This window comes from Kitasatospora sp. SUK 42 (assembly GCF_015776785.2).
Lineage (GTDB): Bacteria > Actinomycetota > Actinomycetes > Streptomycetales > Streptomycetaceae > Kitasatospora.
In genome coordinates, this window is record NZ_LFMD02000003.1 from 1,196,548 (window position 1) to 1,214,565 (window position 18,018).

18 protein-coding genes are annotated in these 18,018 nt (G+C 72.5%); 6 read left to right on the plus strand and 12 right to left on the minus strand.

Annotation, left to right across the window (positions count from 1 at the left end):
* Nucleotides 1-83: 83 nt before the first annotated feature.
* The 3 genes from RZ50_RS15075 to clpS form a co-directional block, all read right to left on the minus strand.
* Nucleotides 84-1,526: an amino acid permease gene (locus RZ50_RS15075; RefSeq protein WP_196952338.1), complete on the minus strand. Its 1,443-nt coding sequence runs from the start codon at nucleotides 1,524-1,526 to the stop codon at nucleotides 84-86.
* Nucleotides 1,527-1,746: 220 nt separating this feature from the next.
* Nucleotides 1,747-2,319, minus strand: coding sequence for a DUF2017 domain-containing protein (locus RZ50_RS15080; RefSeq protein WP_196952337.1), 573 nt, complete (start codon nucleotides 2,317-2,319; stop codon nucleotides 1,747-1,749).
* A gap of 92 nt (nucleotides 2,320-2,411) precedes the next feature.
* Entirely contained in the window at nucleotides 2,412-2,705 is a 294-nt protein-coding gene (gene clpS, locus RZ50_RS15085) for an ATP-dependent Clp protease adapter ClpS (RefSeq protein WP_196952336.1), read from the minus strand.
* A gap of 141 nt (nucleotides 2,706-2,846) precedes the next feature.
* Here clpS and RZ50_RS15090 point away from each other — a divergent pair, with 141 nt between their 5' ends.
* Together RZ50_RS15090 and RZ50_RS15095 are read left to right on the plus strand one after the other, a co-directional pair.
* Nucleotides 2,847-4,163 carry a nicotinate phosphoribosyltransferase gene (locus tag RZ50_RS15090; RefSeq protein ID WP_196952335.1) on the plus strand — a complete coding sequence of 439 codons (1,317 nt, stop codon included), beginning with the start codon at nucleotides 2,847-2,849 and terminating at the stop codon, nucleotides 4,161-4,163.
* A gap of 148 nt (nucleotides 4,164-4,311) precedes the next feature.
* Nucleotides 4,312-4,902 (plus strand): isochorismatase family protein, encoded by a 591-nt coding sequence (locus RZ50_RS15095; RefSeq protein ID WP_196952334.1) that lies wholly within the window; start codon nucleotides 4,312-4,314, stop codon nucleotides 4,900-4,902.
* A gap of 185 nt (nucleotides 4,903-5,087) precedes the next feature.
* On the opposite strand, the gene RZ50_RS15100 is transcribed toward RZ50_RS15095, so the two are convergent.
* On the minus strand, nucleotides 5,088-6,092 hold the full coding sequence (locus RZ50_RS15100; protein ID WP_196952333.1) for a hypothetical protein: 1,005 nt from the start codon (nucleotides 6,090-6,092) through the stop codon (nucleotides 5,088-5,090).
* A gap of 256 nt (nucleotides 6,093-6,348) precedes the next feature.
* On the opposite strand from RZ50_RS15100, the gene RZ50_RS15105 reads away from it, so the two are divergent.
* The gene (locus RZ50_RS15105; RefSeq protein WP_217680543.1) at nucleotides 6,349-6,996 is read left to right on the plus strand and encodes a hypothetical protein; all 648 of its coding nucleotides are present in this window, start codon (nucleotides 6,349-6,351) and stop codon (nucleotides 6,994-6,996) included.
* 590 nt (nucleotides 6,997-7,586) lie between these two features.
* On the plus strand, nucleotides 7,587-8,027 hold the full coding sequence (locus RZ50_RS15110; RefSeq protein ID WP_196949391.1) for a hypothetical protein: 441 nt from the start codon (nucleotides 7,587-7,589) through the stop codon (nucleotides 8,025-8,027).
* Between the two features lie 15 nt (nucleotides 8,028-8,042).
* Here RZ50_RS15110 and RZ50_RS15115 read toward each other — a convergent pair whose 3' ends face one another.
* The 5 genes from RZ50_RS15115 to RZ50_RS29170 form a co-directional block, all read right to left on the minus strand.
* Nucleotides 8,043-8,612, minus strand: coding sequence for a DinB family protein (locus tag RZ50_RS15115; RefSeq protein ID WP_254802498.1), 570 nt, complete (start codon nucleotides 8,610-8,612; stop codon nucleotides 8,043-8,045).
* A 161-nt stretch (nucleotides 8,613-8,773) separates the two neighbouring features.
* A complete protein-coding gene (locus RZ50_RS15120) occupies nucleotides 8,774-9,985 on the minus strand; it encodes a S8 family serine peptidase (protein WP_196949390.1) in 1,212 nt (403 codons plus the stop codon).
* A 94-nt stretch (nucleotides 9,986-10,079) separates the two neighbouring features.
* Nucleotides 10,080-11,486, minus strand: coding sequence for a WXG100 family type VII secretion target (locus RZ50_RS15125; protein ID WP_196949389.1), 1,407 nt, complete (start codon nucleotides 11,484-11,486; stop codon nucleotides 10,080-10,082).
* Nucleotides 11,487-11,515: 29 nt separating this feature from the next.
* Entirely contained in the window at nucleotides 11,516-11,956 is a 441-nt protein-coding gene (locus RZ50_RS15130; protein ID WP_196949388.1) for a hypothetical protein, read from the minus strand.
* A 97-nt stretch (nucleotides 11,957-12,053) separates the two neighbouring features.
* Nucleotides 12,054-12,755 carry an endonuclease V gene (locus RZ50_RS29170; RefSeq protein WP_308271643.1) on the minus strand — a complete coding sequence of 234 codons (702 nt, stop codon included), beginning with the start codon at nucleotides 12,753-12,755 and terminating at the stop codon, nucleotides 12,054-12,056.
* Between the two features lie 213 nt (nucleotides 12,756-12,968).
* Here RZ50_RS29170 and RZ50_RS29175 point away from each other — a divergent pair, with 213 nt between their 5' ends.
* On the plus strand, nucleotides 12,969-13,235 hold the full coding sequence (locus RZ50_RS29175) for a hypothetical protein (protein WP_254802499.1): 267 nt from the start codon (nucleotides 12,969-12,971) through the stop codon (nucleotides 13,233-13,235).
* 45 nt (nucleotides 13,236-13,280) lie between these two features.
* Here the strand turns inward: RZ50_RS29175 and RZ50_RS15140 are convergent, their stop codons facing one another.
* Nucleotides 13,281-13,991 carry an RDD family protein gene (locus RZ50_RS15140; protein ID WP_196949386.1) on the minus strand — a complete coding sequence of 237 codons (711 nt, stop codon included), beginning with the start codon at nucleotides 13,989-13,991 and terminating at the stop codon, nucleotides 13,281-13,283.
* Between the two features lie 105 nt (nucleotides 13,992-14,096).
* Nucleotides 14,097-15,548: an RDD family protein gene (locus RZ50_RS15145; RefSeq protein WP_217680544.1), complete on the minus strand. Its 1,452-nt coding sequence runs from the start codon at nucleotides 15,546-15,548 to the stop codon at nucleotides 14,097-14,099.
* A 501-nt stretch (nucleotides 15,549-16,049) separates the two neighbouring features.
* Here RZ50_RS15145 and RZ50_RS15150 point away from each other — a divergent pair.
* Nucleotides 16,050-16,466 (plus strand): SsgA family sporulation/cell division regulator, encoded by a 417-nt coding sequence (locus RZ50_RS15150; protein WP_196947368.1) that lies wholly within the window; start codon nucleotides 16,050-16,052, stop codon nucleotides 16,464-16,466.
* A 71-nt stretch (nucleotides 16,467-16,537) separates the two neighbouring features.
* Here the strand turns inward: RZ50_RS15150 and RZ50_RS15155 are convergent, their stop codons facing one another.
* Entirely contained in the window at nucleotides 16,538-17,938 is a 1,401-nt protein-coding gene (locus tag RZ50_RS15155; RefSeq protein WP_196947369.1) for a glycosyltransferase 87 family protein, read from the minus strand.
* Nucleotides 17,939-18,018 lie beyond the last annotated feature (80 nt).

Consider the following 18,018-nt stretch of genomic DNA (forward strand, 5'->3'; position numbering starts at 1 on the left):
CCCGGCGGCTGTCCGCCGGGGCGTCCGAGGCCCGGTCACCGGGCGTCCGCCACCCGGTCGCGGGGTGCGGGCCGGGCGGCGGTTCAGCCGCCGTTGCGGGCGTGTATGTGGTCGTGCGGCCGACCGTGGACGGCCTGCGGGTTGTGGCGCCTGATCACCACGTAGCCGACCACCAGCACCACGGCCCAGCAGGGGAAGACGTAGAGCGAGATCCGGTTGGTGGTGTCCAGGGCGATCAGCACCACGACCAGGACCAGGAAGGCGAGCGCGGACCAGCTGACCCAGACACCGCCCGGGGCCTTGAAGCTGGGTGGCGGCAGGTGGCCGGCCTTCCAGGCGCGGCGGTAGCGGATCTGGGAGACCAGGATCATCGCCCAGGTCCACAGGCCGCAGACCGTGGCGACCGAGGTGATGTACTCGAACGCCCGCGCCGGGACGAGGTAGTTGAGCACCACACCGACGCCCATCAGCAGACAGGAGAAGGTTATCGCGATGGCCGGGGTGCGGCGCGCGTTGAGGCTGGTGAGGCGTACGGGGGCCTGGCCGCGCAGGGCGAGGTCGCGCAGCATGCGCCCGGTGGAGTACATCCCGGAGTTGCAGGAGGAGAGGGCGGCGGTGAGCACCACGAAGTTGATGATGCCGGCCGCCGCCGGGATCCCGATCTTGCCGAAGGCGGCGACGAACGGGCTGACGCCGGGCTGGAATTCGGTCCAGGGCACGAGCGCGAGGATGATCACCAGGGCGCCGATGTAGAACAGCATGATGCGCCAGGGCAGGGTGTTGATGGCCCGGGGCAGGTTCTTCTCGGGGTTCTCGCTCTCACCCGCGGTGACGCCGACGAGTTCGACGCCCAGGTAGGCGAACATGACGATCTGCAGGGTCATCACGGTGGCGCCGAGGCCCTTGGGGAAGAAGCCGCCGTCGTGCCACAGGTGGGTGATCGACGCGGTGTCACCGGCCTTGCTGAAGCCGAGGGTCAGCACGCCGATGCCGATCAGGATCATGCCGATGATGGCGGTGACCTTGACCATGGAGAACCAGAACTCGATCTCGCCGAACAGCTTCACCGAGATCAGGTTGGCGGCGTAGAGGATGACCAGGAAGGTCAACGCGCTGGCCCACTGCGGGATCTCGGGCGCCCAGAACCTGACGTACACGGCGGCGGCGGTGGTCTCGGCCATGCCGGTGACGACCCAGAACAGCCAGTAGGTCCAGCCGGTGACGTAGCCGGCGAAGGGGCCGAGGAACTCCCGGGCGTACTCGGCGAAGCTGCCGGACACCGGGCGGTACGTGAGGAGTTCGCCGAGGGCCCGCATGATCACGAAGATCACCAGGCCGGCCACGGCGTAGGAAAGGACCAGGCTGGGTCCGGACCGCGATATCGCGGTGCCGGCGCCGAGGAACAGACCGGTGCCGATCGCGCCGCCGATCGCGATCATCTGGATCTGGCGGCTGCCCAGCCCCCGCTGGTAGCCCTCCTCGTCCGGCTTGCTGTCGACCACTTGGTCGTAGAGCTGCTCGGCCATGGTCACCGTCCTGGGTCGGTCTCGTGGGTGGGGTGAAGTCGTACCACGCAGAGTCCGGATAGCGGTGTTCATCTGAGCGATATTTGAGCATGACCTGCTAGGGTTTGCCCGATTTATATGAAAATACCCCGACCGATCATCCACATGCTGGACGGAACGGCCGGGGCTTGCCCGAGATCGGGCAGGATCACCCGGGAAAGCGGACGGAAACCGTCCGCGATCAGTCGGCGATCGCCTCCAGCAACGATTCCTGGAGCGCTCCCAGCCACAGGTAGGCCATCACCAGCGGCTTGCGCTGGTCGCCGTCCGGCAGCGCGTACAGGCCCTGTTCGTCCTCCTCGGTGACCTCCAGCCTGACCCCGAGGGCCAGCCGCAGGTCGTTCAGCGCGCCCAGCCACCGCAGGCAGTCGGGCGTGGCCAGCTTGAGCACCCCTTCGCCACCGAGACCGTCCAGGGTCCGGATCACCTGGAGCGCGTCCTCCCGCTTGCGGGCCCGCAGGTCGAGCTCGGTGTAGCGGCGGAACTCGCCCGAGGCGGCCTGCGTCTCGGCGTCCGCCGGGGCGGCCGGGTCGCCGTAGGCGTCCGGGAAGAGCCGGGCCAGCACCGGGTCCGCGGGCGCCTCGGTCGGGCCCTCGGCGAACAGCGCGGCCAGCGGGTCGCCGCCCTCCCCGCCCGGGCCGGGGCCGATCAGCTCCAGCATCTGCACTTCCAGCGAGCGCAGGATGGAGGCCTCCACCTCGTCCAGCGCGATCGCCGCGCCGCCACCGCCGGTGCTCTCGAACAACCCAGCCATCTGTATCGGTCAGCCCGTCTTCGTCGTGTTCGGCCACGCCGCCGCACCGGCGGCCGGTCGCCCGGTCGGTCGTGTGTGCGCTCGGCGTACGGTCAGTCGTGCTGCAGCGTCGCCCACAGGCCGTAGCCGTGCATCGCCTGCACGTCACGTTCCATCTCCTCGCGGGAGCCACTGGAGACCACCGCCCGACCCTTGGTGTGCACGTCCATCATGAGCTTCCGGGCCTTGTCCTTCGGGTAGCCGAAGTAGGCCTGGAAGACGTGCTGGACGTAGCTCATGAGATTGACCGGGTCGTTGTGCACGATGGTCACCCAGGGCGTGTCCGGCTCGGTCACCGGCTGCCCCTCGACCTCCGGGCGCTCGATCTCCACGGGAGCGACACTCACCGGCTGGCCTCCTCGTTGCACACTCGTCCGTAACCCCTTCAAGGCCCATGCTGCCATCCGGGGGACACCCGGGCGATTCCGGCCCGGATCACACCACGAGAAATCGTCAGTCTGACGCTAAGTGGTAGTAGCATCATCCGCATGGACGCCACTTCAGTGCGCGCGGCCGGCTCGACCGCGCTGCTCACCGACCGCTACGAGCTCACCATGCTGCAGGCCGCCCTGCGCAGCGGGGCCGCGCACCGCAGCTCCGTCTTCGAGGTGTTCACCCGCCGCCTGCCGGGCGGCCGCCGCTACGGCGTCATGGCCGGCACCGGCCGGGTGCTGGACGCCGTCGAGAACTTCCGCTTCACCAGCGCCCAACTGGACTGGCTGGCCGACCAGGGCGTGGTCGAGGACGACACCCTGCGCTTCCTCGCCGACTACCGCTTCTCCGGCGACATCCACGGCTACCCCGAGGGCGAGGTCTACTTCCCCGGCTCGCCGCTGCTCACCGTCGAGGGCAGCTTCGCCGAGGCGGTGATCCTGGAGACGGTGATCCTGTCGATCCTCAACCACGACTCGGCGATCGCGGCCGCCGCCTCCCGGATGACCGCCGCGGCCGGCGGCCGTCCGGTGATCGAGATGGGCGCCCGCCGGGCCCACGAGCAGGCCGCGGTGTCCGCCGCCCGGGCCGCCTACGTGGCCGGCTTCGCCGCCACCTCCGACCTCGAAGCCGGCTTCACCCACGGCATCCCGACCACCGGCACCGCCGCGCACGCCTTCACCCTGGTGCACGACAGCGAGCGCGACGCCTTCCGGGCGCAGATCGCCTCCATGGGCAAGGGCACCACCCTGCTGGTCGACACCTTCGACCTGCGCGAGGCGGTACGGACCGCCGTCGAGGTGGCCGGCCCCGAGCTCGGCGCCGTCCGGATCGACTCCGGCGACCTCACCCTGCTGGCCCACCGGGTCCGCCGCCAACTGGACGAGCTCGGCGCCGAACGGACCCGGATCATCGTCACCTCGGACCTCGACGAGTACGCGATCGCCGCGCTGGCCGCCGCCCCGGTGAACGGCTACGGCGTCGGCACCAGCCTGGTCACCGGCAGCGGCCACCCGACCTGCGCGATGGTCTACAAGCTCGTCGCCCGCGCCGAGCAGGACGGCGGGCCGCTGGTGCCGGTGGCCAAGCGCGCGGCCGGCGGCAAGACCAGCATCGGCGGCCGCAAGTGGGCGGCCCGCCGGCCCGACGGCGAGGGCGTCGCCGAGGCCGAGGTGGTCGGCACCGGGCCGGTCCCGGCCGAGCTGGAGCCGCACCTGATGCAGGTGCCGCTGGTGCGGGCCGGCGAGACCGTCGGCCGGGAGCCGCTGAGCGCCGCCCGCGAGCGGCACGTCCGCGCCCGGGCCGCGCTGCCGCTGTCGGCCACCCAGCTCTCCAAGGGGGACCCGGTCATCCCCACCGAACTGATCGTCTGACCCCGGTCAGGCGGGGGCCTTCCGCCTCCGCGCGCCACTCCCTAGAGTCGACCGTAGGGTTCTCCACCCCCCGATCCCAGGGGTCCGGGTCTCCCCCCGGGCCCCACCGCCGGGGCACACCGCCCCCCACAGCCGAGGAATGCGAGCCATGCACCGGGCACTGATCGTCGTCGACGTGCAGAACGACTTCTGCGAGGGCGGCAGCCTGGCCGTCACCGGAGGCGCCGAGGTGGCCGCCGCCATCACCGACCTGATCGCCGAGTCCTCCCCCGGCTACCAGCACATCCTCGCCACCCGCGACCACCACATCGACCCGGGCCCGCACTTCTCCGCCGAGCCCGACTACGTCGACAGCTGGCCGCCGCACTGCGTGGCCGGCACCGAGGGCGTGGGCTTCCACCCCAACTTCGCGCCCGCGGTGATCTCCGGCGCGGTCGAGGCGGTGTTCGACAAGGGCGCCTACTCGGCGGCCTACAGCGGATTCGAGGGGCTGGACGAGAACAGCCGCGGCCCGGTGGAGTGGCTGCGCGACCGGCAGGTCGACGAGGTCGACGTGGTCGGCATCGCCACCGACCACTGCGTCCGGGCCACCGCCCTGGACGCCGCGCGGGCCGGCTTCACCACCCGGGTGCTGCTCGACCTCACCGCCGGGGTGGCGCCGGAGACCACCGCCGCCGCGCTGGAGGAGCTGCGGGCGGCCGGGGTCGAGCTGGTCGGCGCGCCGGTGGTGCGTTCGTAGGACCGGCCCTCGGGCGGGGGCGTTGCTCGGGAGTGCTGCTGTTCGGGGGCGCCGCTGTTCGGGCGGGCCGCTGTTCGGGCGGGCCGCTGTTCGGGGGCGCCGCTGTTCGGGCGCGGCGGTGCTCGGGCGCGGCGGTGTTCGGGCGGGCCGGTGCTCGGGCGCGGCGGTGTTCGGGACTCGGCTCCTCAGACCACCAGCAGCTCCACCACGTCCGTCCCGCCGGCCCGGTAGGCCTCGCGCAGCTCCCCGCCGACCGCCTCCGGGTCCGCCGCCAGCCGGGCCCCGGAGACGTACACCACGCGGATGCCCAGGTACTCCATCCGGTGCTGGCCGCCGCGCACCCAGGCGGCCTCGCCCTCGCTGACGCAGCGCAGGTCCGGGTCCACCTCCACCGCGACGCCGCGCTCGGGCCAGTAGAGGTCCGGGACGGCGATGTACGTGCCGCCGCGCATCCGCAGCTCGGGGGCGTTCAGCGGGGCGGGCAGCAGCCACTCGTCCACCAGGCTGCCGACCTGCTCCAGGATCAGGTCCCGCTCCTCGGCGAGGAGTTCGTCCAGAGCCGCGCGCACCCGGGGCTCACCGGTCAGCCCGGACTCGACCAGCTCGACGGCCAACTCCCGGACGGTACAGCGGTTCTCCGGCCGGGAGACGGCCTCCCGCAGCACCTCGCGCACCGGCGCCGGGGCCTCCCGGTCCGCCGTCCACTCGCAGAGCGCGTCCGCGACCGCCCGGGCGACCGGCGCGCAGGCCAGGCCGTGCACCGAACGGGCCTCCAACTCCCGTTCGGTGCGCCGGATCCGCACCTCCCCGGCGTCCTTGAGTCGACGCTGCCGGGGCACCAGGACGTCCACCCCGGTCACCGCGGGCAGCCGGGGAACCGCGGCGAAGCCGTACAGCGAGAGCGCGGCCGCACCGGTGATCACCGCGCCCGCGCGGCACCCCTCCTCCCGGCCGCTCTGCGCCGCGTACAGCAGCGCGGCCCACATCCGCTGCTCCGGGGTGGGCTCGCCGGACTGCAACAGGTAGACCCGGGGCAGCAGTCGCTGCCAGGGACCGCCCCGGCGACAGTGCCCGGTGATGATCCGGGCCGGCACGCCCCGGGCGCGCAGCTGGCTCGCGGTGACGACGTTCTGCTGACGCTTCGCCAACTCGTCGAGGGACGGCGGCGGCGACGGAATCCGGTAGCTCATGCCGACACCATCCCCAACCGCCGCGACCCGCGAGCGGCAGGCTGACGCACTGTTACTCAACCGTCGCGAAACCGGGATCAGCCTGCACTAAAGTCCTCATACCCTCACTCATTTGGAGTAAATGACGCTCATATGCCTATCGGATCTGATCGAAAATGATCGACGACCTGGTCGCCTGACCCAGAGTGATCAAGGGCATACGGCGAGGGACCCCCAGAGCGTCAATCGCGCCTCCGGAATTGCCTAGGCTTACGTCATGTCACGTGACGAGACCGCCGGCCTCCGCGCGGCCCAACTCCGCCTCGGCCGTCTGCCCGGATACGTCCGCCGCCCGGACCCGGCCCGCCGCACCGGTGAAAAGGGCCATACGTACAAGAAGGGCTGGGAGGTCCGCTTCACCGCCCGCAGCGAGGCCGAGATAGCAGAGATCCGCGACCTGGTGGTCGCCGCCGGGTTCGCGCCGGCCAGACCGTTCTTCAAGGGACACCAACTCATCCAGCCGGTGTACGGCATGGCCGCCGTGCAGGCCTACCTCGCCGCTAGACAGGCGGCCGAGGAACACGCGGCCCGAGCGGCGCTCGGCCGCCGCCGGCGGGCAACGGGGGCGCACACGGCCGGGCCGCTCGGCTCCGGGCCGCACGCCGCCGGGCCGCACGCCGCCGGTTCGCACGCCTCGGGGTCGCACGCCTCGGGGTCGCACGCCGCCGCAGCGTCCGGTGCCCATCGGTGCGAGCGCGAGGAGGCCGCCCCGGGGGCCGCCGCGGCAGCTGCGGCGGCTGCGGCCGCGGCCGCGGCCGCCCAGCGGGCCCGGCGCCGAGCCGTGGAGTCCTTCCCCGCCCAGGTCGAACGGGGCGGCGCCCCCGACGACCGGTTCTGCCCGATGGAGGCCAGCACGACACCCTGACCGGGCGGCACCACCCGCCCCGCCCCGCGCCCCGGTTGCCGCAGGCCGCCGGGGTGCGGTCGCTGCGCCCGGCCGTCCGGCAGCCCATCCGACATCCCGTCGGATCGTCCGTTCGTCCGCCTACCCGCCCGTCCGTTCGCCCGCCGGCCACGCCCCACCCGAACGGCCCCGCACACCTCGGAAACCTCGGGAAAACGACCCGCCGTAACACAGGATCCATCGTGAGTGCGGTTGCGCGGGCGGTAGTGCGGACGGCACTTCGCGCCCCGGGCGTGGACGCCGAACCCGCCAGGCCCTACGGTGGCACCTCAACTGCCGTGCGCCCCGCCGTCCCGCACCTCTGACCAGCCGCGACTCGCTCGCACCCAAGCCTCCCGCACCACTGCGCCGCACTCGCCCCACCGGCCCCGGCCGGCTCCCGCCCGGCAGTACCGCCGCCGTACCGCACCGGCGACCGACGAAACCGGCCGAAGGTCGACGGAATCCGGATGCCCCATCGGAATTGGTCACCCAGCGCACTGAGGGCCTACCGTAGAGTGAGCACAGATGATCGACCGTAAGAAACCCATCTCCCTTGCCGAGAAGACGAGATGACCAACCGTCACACGCGAGCTGCCGGGCCTCCCCAGGAGCCCGGCGAACCGGAGGACGTACCACTGGAGTTCGCCGCCTTCTGCGAGCTCCACCGCCCCCGGTACCTCAGCTATGCCCGGGTGTGGCTGACCGGGCACGGCGAGGCCACCACCGCCGTCCAAGAGGCCTTCGCGGAAATCGCCGTCCAGTGGCGCGAGTTGCTGACCACTCCCAACCCCACCGCGCTCGCCTGGCAGATCCTGCGCGCCACGGTCGCGGAACACACCCGGCAGGTTCCCGTCACCCCGGACCGCCACCCCGCCGACGACGACCTCGCGATCCTGCACTACGTCGTCGGCCTCGCCGCCCCCGAAATCGCCGACGTCATCGGCACCGACACCGCCAGCGTGGCCGGACGGCTCCGGCGCACCATGCTGCGCGAGGCCACCGGCTGGTGACCCCCGGGGCCCGGCTCAGACCCGCTCGCCGGTCACGTCGTACAGGTGGTGCACCGGGTCGTGGATCAGGTAGCGGGCGAAGGACTCGACCGTGAACCGCGCCCCGTCACTGCGGTTCCCGGTCCGCGCCCACTGCTCGCCCGCGACCGACTCGAAGGCCGTCGCCAGCGCCTCCGCGGCCTCCTCCAGCTCCCCGGCCACCACCTGCGGCCGCTGCTCCCCGTAGCGCTCGGCCACCGCCGTCTCGTCCTGGTTCCAGTTCGGGAACAGCGGATCCTCCTGGCCGAGCATCAGATCCAGCCGGACCAGGAACAGCCGGAAGACGTCCCGCACATGGCACGCGTACTCCAGGCCCGACCAGACCTCCGCACTCGGACGGCGCCGCAGCTCCTCCCCGTCCCCGGCCAGCACCGCCAGCCAGCTCCGCGCGTTGTCCCGCACCATCGCGGCGACGTCCGCGGCAACCACCGCCGGGGTGTCCAACCCGCAGTCCGGGCACGGGCGTTCCAGCACCCAGGTCCAGTCCTTGGTGTCCGGAACGATCACGTCGGCGGGGCCGCTCACGGGGCTCTCAGGAGTGCTCATGGCCCCAGCATGACCGCCGTACACCACACCCCACCAGCGGCAATGACGCCAGCCGGCACCGAAATACCGCCACGCCGCCCTGCCGGCCCCACCGCCTCAACACTCGGCGCGCTCCCGCCCGCCAGGCCCACCACCGGGACGGCCGCCACATGGCCGCCCACTCACCGACCGGGCCGACGCCTCACCCGCACCACCACGGCCACCACCAACCCCAGCACCACCACCCCGGCCACCCCAGCGCCGATCACCAGTCCGGTGCCGTCACCGCCACTCCCCCCGCCGTCCGCCCCCGGCGCCACGGCCTCCTCCGACGGCTCACCCGTCGCATCACCCGCGCCATCACTCGACGGCGCCCCCTGCGACTCCGCCCGCTTCACCAACGGATTCTCCTTCGGCCCACCGTCCACCGCCGGATTCGCCTCCAACGCCTTCGCCGGCGCGAGGATCCCGTACCCGTAGTGGACGTTGGGCACCACCGTCCCATCGGCGGGCGGAGTCGCCGTCTTGATCATCCGATTGATCACCTGCCCGGCGGACAGGTCCGGGTACTTGGAACGGATAAGCGCGGCGGTGGCAGAGACGTAGGCGGTGGCGTCGGAGGTGCCACGGCCGACCCCATAACTCGACGTCGATTTGGCGGTCGCCTCGGAGATGTTCACGCCCGGTGCCACCAGCGTCGTCTCCGGGCCGAAGGTTGACCGTTCCCAGAGCTTTCCATCCTCCCCGACCGCGCCCACAGCCACGACCCCGGGGAACGCCGCGGGGTACTCCACCGGCGCGGCCGAGTCTCCACTGTTCCCAGTGGAGGCCACGACGACGACGTCCTTGGACACCGCGTAGGAGATCGCGTTACGGGCCGCATAGTCGAGTCGGTCATAACCGCCGATCGACATATTGATGATCTTCGCACCATGGTCGACGGCGAAACGAACGGCCAACTCGATGTCGGACTGCCGGAGATCCACGCCCTCGCCGTTCCACCGCACACGGACCGGCAGGATCTTGGCCTTGGGTGCCAGCCCCACGACGCCTGACTGCCCATCATGGCCATGGCCCGCGATGAGGCTTGCAACGCCCGTTCCGTGACCGTTGGAGTCCACCCGGCCGTCCGTCTTGGCCCCGGAGAAGTCAGCACCGGGAAGGACCTGTCCGGTGAGGTCCTGGTGGTCCTCCCTGACGCCACTATCCACGACAGCGACGACAACGCCATCCCCCTGGCTGACGGACCAGAGCTTCGCCCCCGCTTCGTAGGTCCTGATGGGCCACTGCTTGTCCCGGACGTCGTCCGCTACCGCCGGTGAAGCCGTGATCCCCCATACCAACGCCCCTGCTGCCAGCAGGGACGCGCAACGCGCCAGTCGGTCGGTCGTCAAACTTGGTCACTCCACCTCAACACAGCAGTCATCCCGCAGATCGGCGACCTGCGGGATGACCGATCGGACGCGTCTGCCCCGGTCGAACCCGAAATCATTCCACCACGTTCGGATTGGACGGTTCGTCTGACGCCCAGGTCTCCTCGTCTTCGACCAGATAGTCCGGCCGTTTGCCCTTCTGCTTCTCGTTCTTCGAAGCTGCCGCACCCATCACCGGAGCCATCGGGCTCTGACCGGCGATCCCACCCGCCGCAATCTCGCTCCGCATTCGACCCCGCGCGCCGAGGCCCGTTCCGCCTTCCGTGAAGGCGCGTTTGCCACCGGCTCCAGCGATCGGTCCCTCCTTCTCGCCGACGACAGCGCCGACCCGACGCCCCGGTGCACCCCCTGGCGGTACGGCGACTGCCCCACCGACTCGGCTTCCTTCCGAGCCCACGACAACACCTCGGCCCGGTACCGAACCACGGGAACCACCAGCGCCTCCGTCTCGTGGCAGGATCCTGCCTTCTACGGGATCGGGTTCGAATTTCGCCGCGCCCCCTGGCAGGCCGACGACCGGCGCGGAGGTGAATGTCGTTCCGGGCGGACCACCGGGTGTGCTGCCCGGAATACCGAAACCGGACGGAACGGTAGGAGTTCCCGGCGGAGTCGCAACGCTCGCTCCCGGTGGAACCCGCACCGGCCTGGTGCCGTCGATCCCAGTCCCTGCGCCGAAACCGGCTGCAGGTGGTGTCTTCGGCAACGGTTGTGCCGCCCCTCCCTTGATTCCGGCGTCCTTGGGAGTGGCGGCCCCGGTCGATGCGGTACGACCGGACTGCCGGGTGCTCTCGGCACTCGCACGTCGGGCCTGCGGGGCGGTTGCCGCCGAAGACGCAGCGCCTGCCCCGGAACTCCCGTATCCGTAGCCCGCAACCATCGCTCCAACCGCCAACAGAGCGTCTGCCGACGGACTCGACGAGGAGGAATCGTCCACTTCCCCCCGGCCCGGCTGAGCCTTCGGCGAGCCGCCCGGGGGCGGCGGGGGCTTCAGGGCGGGGGTGGCGATGCGGTAGTGCATGGCGAGGGTCTGCATGACGGCGGCCGCTTCGGCCTTCTTGCGGTCGGTGATCTGGATGTGGTCGTCCTCGGTGCTGAAGAAGTCGCCGACGGTGTCCTTGACCTTGTCCCAGTTGCCGGGTTCCTCGGGCATGTCGCGCTTGGCCTTGGCCATCGCCTCGGACATGTTGTGGAGGGTGTTGGCCGCGTCGTTGGCGTAGGCGGCGGCGTCGTTGATGCTGGCCGCGAGGGTGAGCATGGAGGTGTGGAAGGCGTCGCTGGTGGTGCCCTCCCAGGAGGTGGCGGCTTCGGTGCTGGCCTTGGTGAGGGTCTGGCGGATCGCCTTGAGGGTGGTCGCCGCCTTGCGCCACGGGTCGCCGGCCGCCATCACCGCGCCGGGGTCGAGGGCCTGCGCCATCTTGCGGAGCTGGGCGTGGCTGTACTTGGTGAAGTCGGTGTAGACCACGGGTGGTTCACCTCCGGTCGGACGAGGGGTCAGATGGTGGCGTTGCCGCGCTGGGACGGGACCTGGTTCGCCCGGTACGCGGCCTCGCTGGTGGCCGAGGGCCGGGCCACGGACCAGCCGTCGTCGGTGAGCTTGAGCTTCCCGGCCGTGTGCTGGTCGTGTTCCTCGTAGTTGGTCGCGGTCAGCTCGGCGTTCCTCTGGGCGTCGTCGATGGCGCCCTGGAGCTGGTTGAGCACGTCGCGCAGCGCGTCCCGCATGGTGCCGTAGCGGTCGTGGATCTCGGTGGCCTCGGCGAAGGTGCCGAAGGCGTGCTTGCCGAGGCCGCTGCGCCCGTGGGTGTCGGTACCGTTGGCGTCCTTCTCGAACTCCTTCAGCAACAGCCGTACTTGGCCTGCGAAGGTGCGGAGTTGTTCGATCTCGACCCGGTAGCCCTGGCCGGATCCGCCGGTCGAACCGGTGCCTGCTCCCACTTCGGCGCCTCCCCCGTGCGTCCGTCCTTGGTGGTCGGGGCCGGGCCCCGGTGTCTCATGTCTAACACACCGGGCCCGAAGTCCGCCCGGGCCGTGGTCAGTTCGAGGGCGTCCCGGTCCCACGGGCCTCGGCCAGGGCGCGGCGGCAGAGGGAGTCGGCGTGCCGGGTGGTCTCGGGCAGCCGGTAGCGGCGGGCGAGGTCGAGGGTGGTGCGGACGGCGGTGTCGAGGCCGATGCGGTGGCCGACCGAGACGAAGACGGGTTTGACGCCGGGCCGGGTGCGCACCGCCCGGCCGACCTCCTCGCCGGTGACGGGGTCGGTGAGCGGGGTCCAGGCGCCGCGTTCCGGGCCGGGTTCGCGGTGGTCGAAGGTGAAGGGGGTCTTGGCGACGCCGAGGGTGCGCAGCCCGGTGAGGACGCCGAGGTGGCTGGCGAGGCCGAGGCGGCGGGGGTGGGCGAGGCCGTAGCCGTCGCAGACGACGGTGTCGGGGGTGCGGTCGAGGGCGGCCAGTGCGTCGAGGACGGCGGGGAGTTCGCGGAAGGCGAGCAGTCCGGGGACGTACGGGAAGGCGATCCGGCCGACGGCGGTGGCCTCCTCGACGACGTCCAGGGTGTCGCGGTCGAGCAGTACGGCCGCGGCGGCGACGAGGTCGTGGTCGTCGTCGTACGCGACGTCGACTCCGGCGATCAGCCGGCCTTCGGACGTGTCGTCGTCGACGGCCCGGACGAGCGGCCGCAGCCGTTCCTGTTCGGCGACCGCCTGGGCCTCGGTGGCGGGCCAGTCGGCGGGAATGGGCACGGTCGGCTCCCCCGGTCTGCGTGACGGTGACGGTGACGTGGACGGTTCCCACCGTACCGAGGAGATCGGACGACCCCGGGGTGAGCCCGTGCGCCCCCTGTGCCCCCGGGCCTGCGGGCTAGCCTGGACTTGCTGAACTCCCTTGCCGGGTAGACCTCCTGGAACCGGCACCACTCCCGCTCGTTCCCCCCGACGTGCGAAGGATCCCCCGCCATGCCGCGTCCGTCCGCTGCCCGGTTCTGCCTCGGCACGTTCACCGTCGTCGCCACCACGGTGGCACTGCTGGCCGTCTCGGGCGCCTCGGGCGTCCTGGAGGTCGCGGTGCTGGTGGGGTTCGCGGTGGCACTCGGCACCCTGGTGACGGTGCTCCCGCCGTCCGCCTCCGGCCATGCGGCCGGGTCCGTCAAGGGCAAGGGGTCCTCCGGGTCGGCCGAGCGCTCCCCGGCCCCGGCCGGACACGGGTACGCCCGGCAGCGCTGATCCGCCGCCGGGCGTCGCCGTCCCCCCCCTGTCTTCCTGCCGTGATCAGACCTCGGTGGTGACCACCACGGTCTTCGCCGCCTTGTCGTGGATGCACTGCCGGTAGGGCTTGTCGAAGACGCCGAACAGCCCGTCGATGAGCCACCACAGGGCGGCGCAGCAGACCACGGCCGGGAGGATGAAGACGGCGGCCCTGGTCCAGGCGGCGGACTGGGTGGGTGCGCTCCCGTCGATCAGCATGGCGACGCGGATCTTCATCGCCTTCTTGCCGAGGGTCTGGCCGTCCCGGCTGAGCATCAGGGCCTCGTAGACGAGGTAGAGGGCGCAGCCGAGCCAGAACGCCTCGGTCGAGCCGCCGCGCGTGCTGAGGTCGCTGAAGGGCCCGACGATCACGACGCCGATGATCTGCATGAGGACGTAGTCGATCAGGCGGGCGATGATCCGCTTGGGCCAGGTGCCGATCGGCGGCATTCCGGGGACGGGGCCGGCGCCGGGAGTGCCGTACGCGCCGGGGCCACTGCCGTAGCCGGGTGGGGGCTGGCCGTAGGGCTGCTGTCCGTACGGGCTCTGACCCTGGGTCGGTCCGGTGCCGGGGGCTCCGCCGTAGGTGCCCTGGTAGGCACCGGGGCCCTCGGACGGGGTCGGGCGCGGCTGCTCGCCTTCCGGCGTGCCGCCGCCCGGGGTCGGTGGCTGCTTGTCGAAGGAGGGCTGATCGCCCCCCTCCGGCTGGGGGCCTGAGGGGTCGTGGGTGCTCATTCCCCGAGTAGAACATCACACATTCTCGGCGCTCGGGACATTTTGTCCGTTTTGCTGCGCGACGGCCGGAACGGGTCCGCCACCCCCGGTCCGGGCCCGGCGGCGTCAGCCGCGGACCACCCTGGTCCGGGCCGCCAGGTCCTGCCAGCCGCGCCGCGCCGGACGGTCGAACACCGGCCAGACCAGGCCGAGCAGCAGCACCAGCCCCAGCTGTCTGACGGCCCATCGCAGCAGCGACCGGCCGAGGCTCAGCCGGGCCCGCCCGCCCGGGGCGGCGTCCACGACCCGGATCCGGACCAGCCGTTTGCCGAAGGTCTGGCCGGTCCGGGCGACCGGCAGCACCTCGTAGAGCAGGCTGACGAAGACCAGGATCCCGAGCAGGACGGCGATCTTGCCCAGCACCACGTCGTCCACCAGCCACACCTGGACCTGGCGCCGGGTGAGGGCGCTGGCCATCTTCGCCTGGTCGAGCTTCTGCTGGAGGTGGTCGGAGACCGAGCGGCCGAGCGGGATCGCGGCGGCGACGGCGACCACCAGCAGGACGGCGGTGTCCACCGCCCGCGCGGCCAGCCGCCGGCCCAGTCCGGCGGGCCTGGCGGGGGCGGGGCGGCGGCGGACGGCGGTCTGCCGGGTCGGCCGCACGACGGGCGTCGAGGCGACGGACGACGAGACGACGGGCGAGGAGGCGACGGACGAAGCGGCCGCGGGCGACGGCGCGACGGGAGCGGGCTCGGGCAAGGGCACGGGAGCCGAGACCGTCGCCACGGTCCGGGCGGCTCCGGGCCGTACGGGCGCGGCGGAGGCGACCGGCTCGACGGCCTCGGCGACCTCGGCCCGCGCCGCCTCGACCACCGGCACCGGCACCGGCACCGGCTCGATCACCGGCACCGCCATCGGCCCCTCCCGCACCGCCACCGCCACGGCGGGCGCGACCCCGGCGGCCACCTCCGCCACAGCCGAAGCGCGCTCCGGCTCCGCACGCCTCTCCTCCGCTTCGAGCGCCTCCGGAAGCACCCCCCAGGAGACCCAGCGCTGCGCCCCGCCCGTCTCCATCAGGCCCCGCTGTGCCTGCGGATCCGCCTGCCACCCGAACCCTCCGACGACCTCGGCGGCCCCCACGGCCTCAGGAGCCTGCGCCACCCCCGCGCCCCTCGCGACCTCGACCACCGGCCCGACGGTCCGGAACACCGGCCCGCCGATCACCTCCGCCACCCGCGGCCCCACCACGAAGGACGCCCCGCCCGTGGTCTGGTCGAGGTAGACGGGGCCGGTGTCCCCGGAGGTGTCACGCGGGTGCTCGGGAGGGGGCTCGGGCAGCTCGGGCACCGCCGGCGGCGGCACCGCCCGGGTCGCGGCCGCGTCCGGGGCGGGCCGCCGGCCGACGAACCGGGGCGGCTCCAGCACCTCGCCCTCGGCGGGCGCGAGCCGGCTGGTGCCCGGCACCCAGGCAGAGCCGCCCCAGTACCGGACGAAGCCGGGGATGGAGGGGTCGGGGTAGTAGCCCGGCTCGGGTGCGACGGCCGGGTCGCCGTCGGCGGCGAAGGGGCGGTCCGTCATGGGGTCTTCTCTCCTGCCAGGTCCTGACGAGGGCCGATGGGGGGACTGACGAGGGCCGCCTGGGGGCGGGTGGGGGCCGTTGAGGGCCATGGGGCCGTTGAGCGGGGGTCGCGACGCGGCGGAGCGGGCCACCGGGCCGCGCCCGCGCACGCCCGTGCTCGGCACGCGTGGGGATGCCACCGGTCGGCGGAAAGTCGCCGGGTAGTCACAAAGGGTAGTGCCTCGGTGGAGTGCCGAGAGGAAGTTGGCCATTCACCGGACAGCGGAGGGCCGCCCGGGGTAAAGAACCCGGCGTGCGGCGGGCACCCGCGCGCCGCACGCCCGAGCGTTCACCACCCCTCAGCGCCGCTCCACATCCCTCCGCACCCCTCCGTTCACCGCCCCTCACCGAACTTCCCGAAGAAATCCCGGAAACCCGTGTAAGAGCCGGTGCGGACCGCCCTCTCAAAGGTCACAGGGCCCGGAACCGGGCACGGACCACAGGCAGAGAGGAAGACGATCATGGACCGCCCCGTCAGCGTCGTGGAGCACGAGCTGGAGCTCAACCTGGTGCTCTCCCCGGAGCAGAGCGTCCCCGTCCCGGCCCGGCTGACCTACGGCAGCCACGACCCGTACGCGGTGTACATCACCTTCCACCTGGACACCGGTTCCCCGGTGACCTGGGTGTTCGCCCGCGAGCTGCTGGTCGAGGGCACCTTCCGCCCCTGCGGCCAGGGCGACGTGCGGATCTGGCCGACCCGCTCGGGCCGGCGCAGCGTGCTGTGTCTGGCGCTGAGCTCGCCCGCCGGGGACGCGCTGCTGGAGGCGCCGCTGCCGGCCGTCGCGGCCTGGCTGGAGCGGGCGCACCGGCTGGTCCCGCCGGGCAGCGAGCTGGCCTCGCTGGACATGGACGGCTCGCTCGCCGAGCTGCTCGCCTAGGGGCCCGCCTCTTGGAACTCCACCGAGGGGACGGCCGAAGGAACGAGGGAGGCCGCGGCGCCCCCGCCGGCTCAGCGGGCCGCGGGGGCCTGCTGACGGTCGCGGGTGGCGTCCGGGTCGCCGGCGTCGCGCTGTCCGGGCAGCCGGACCAGCGGCGCGCCGGCGGACCGCCGCCGTGCCCTTATCCGGATCGCGGCGGCGAGCAGGAAGCAGAGCCCGACCCACGGGTAGATCGAGGTGGGCAGCTGGCGCAGCGGTGACAGGTGGAGGACGGCCGCCCCGACCGGCTTGGCCGCCCACATCGCGAAGGACAGGAAGGCGAGCAGCGTGGCCCAGAACGCGGCCCGCCAGCGCAGCCGGCGGACGCCGACCGGGCGGGCGCGCTCGACGGAGGCCTCGGCGGCGAGCAGGACGAGCATCGGCACGCACCAGACCCAGTGGTGGGTCCAGCTGATCGGCGAGATCAGCACGGCCGTGACGGCGGCGCAGCAGACGCCCCAGGCCTCGGCCCGGGGCAGCCAGCGGCCGCTGCGGGCGGCCCAGGCGGCGACGGCGAGGCCGGCCAGCGCGACCAGTCCGGCCCCGAGGGTGGCGACGGTGCCGGGGTCGGCGGTGTGCAGCAGGCGGGCGAGGGCGCCGCGCAGCGACTGGTTGTCGACGATCTCGGTCTTGCCGACCCGGGAGGAGTCGTAGAGGTACTTGGTCCAGAAGCCCCAGGTGGCGTCGGGCAGCAGGAGCGCGCCGAGCAGGAAGGTGCCGAGGAAGGTGAGGCCGGCCGTGATGGCGGCCCGGACCCGGCCGGTGATCAGCAGGTAGACGGCGAACAGGCCGGGGGTGAGCTTGATGCCGGCCGCGATGCCGATCGCCATGCCCTTGCTGCGGCGTGCGTCCGAACGGGTGAGGTCCCAGAGGATCAGGCAGGCGAGCGCGAGGTTGATCTGGCCGTACCGGAGCGTGGTGAAGACGGGTTCGAGCCAGACGCCGAGGCCGGTCACCAGGATCACGCCGATCGGCCGCAGCTCGCGGCGCGGCCAGCCGGCCAGCTTGAAGGACAGGTGGGCGAGCAGGGCGAGCAGCCCGAGGTTGCCGAGAGTGATCGCCACCCGGAGGAAGGGGACCGGGAACCAGGTGGTCGGGACGAACAGCATCGCCGCGAACGGCGGGTAGGTCGCGGGCAGGTTCCACTCGGTGACGCGCAGCGCGTACAGGTCCGTGCCGTTGGCGACGGCGGCGCCCTCGGCCCGGTAGACGATCATGTCGACCATCGAGGTGTGGACGAAGTGCCGCACCACCGCGTACCCGATCAAGGACAGCAGGGCCACGGCCGAGGCGGTCAGCAGCGGGCGGCGGGGCGCCTCGCGCAGCGCGCGCACGGGAGCGCCGAGCGCGAACCGCAGCCGGTCTGACAGGGGGGCGGGCGAGGGGTCGGGGGCGATCCGCGCCGGGCTGCGCTCGTCTTGCACCGCTGTCACTGTCCACTCCGTCCACCGCTCGGCCAACCAGCGACGATACCGGATGCGGCCCGGCCCGGCCTGGGCACGGACGATCACCC

What these genes read in the sequence shown, in the direction of transcription:
- RZ50_RS15075 (WP_196952338.1), bottom strand. Translation starts at nt 1,526, where the DNA reads ATGGCCGAGCAGCTCTACGACCAAGTGGTCGACAGCAAGCCGGACGAG.
- RZ50_RS15080 (WP_196952337.1), bottom strand. Translation starts at nt 2,319, where the DNA reads ATGGCTGGGTTGTTCGAGAGCACCGGCGGTGGCGGCGCGGCGATCGCG.
- RZ50_RS15090 (WP_196952335.1), top strand. Translation starts at nt 2,847, where the DNA reads ATGGACGCCACTTCAGTGCGCGCGGCCGGCTCGACCGCGCTGCTCACC.
- RZ50_RS15095 (WP_196952334.1), top strand. Translation starts at nt 4,312, where the DNA reads ATGCACCGGGCACTGATCGTCGTCGACGTGCAGAACGACTTCTGCGAG.
- RZ50_RS15100 (WP_196952333.1), bottom strand. Translation starts at nt 6,092, where the DNA reads ATGAGCTACCGGATTCCGTCGCCGCCGCCGTCCCTCGACGAGTTGGCG.
- RZ50_RS15105 (WP_217680543.1), top strand. Translation starts at nt 6,349, where the DNA reads ATGTCACGTGACGAGACCGCCGGCCTCCGCGCGGCCCAACTCCGCCTC.
- RZ50_RS15110 (WP_196949391.1), top strand. Translation starts at nt 7,587, where the DNA reads ATGACCAACCGTCACACGCGAGCTGCCGGGCCTCCCCAGGAGCCCGGC.
- RZ50_RS15115 (WP_254802498.1), bottom strand. Translation starts at nt 8,612, where the DNA reads ATGAGCACTCCTGAGAGCCCCGTGAGCGGCCCCGCCGACGTGATCGTT.
- RZ50_RS29175 (WP_254802499.1), top strand. Translation starts at nt 12,969, where the DNA reads ATGCCGCGTCCGTCCGCTGCCCGGTTCTGCCTCGGCACGTTCACCGTC.
- RZ50_RS15140 (WP_196949386.1), bottom strand. Translation starts at nt 13,991, where the DNA reads ATGAGCACCCACGACCCCTCAGGCCCCCAGCCGGAGGGGGGCGATCAG.
- RZ50_RS15145 (WP_217680544.1), bottom strand. Translation starts at nt 15,548, where the DNA reads ATGACGGACCGCCCCTTCGCCGCCGACGGCGACCCGGCCGTCGCACCC.
- RZ50_RS15150 (WP_196947368.1), top strand. Translation starts at nt 16,050, where the DNA reads ATGGACCGCCCCGTCAGCGTCGTGGAGCACGAGCTGGAGCTCAACCTG.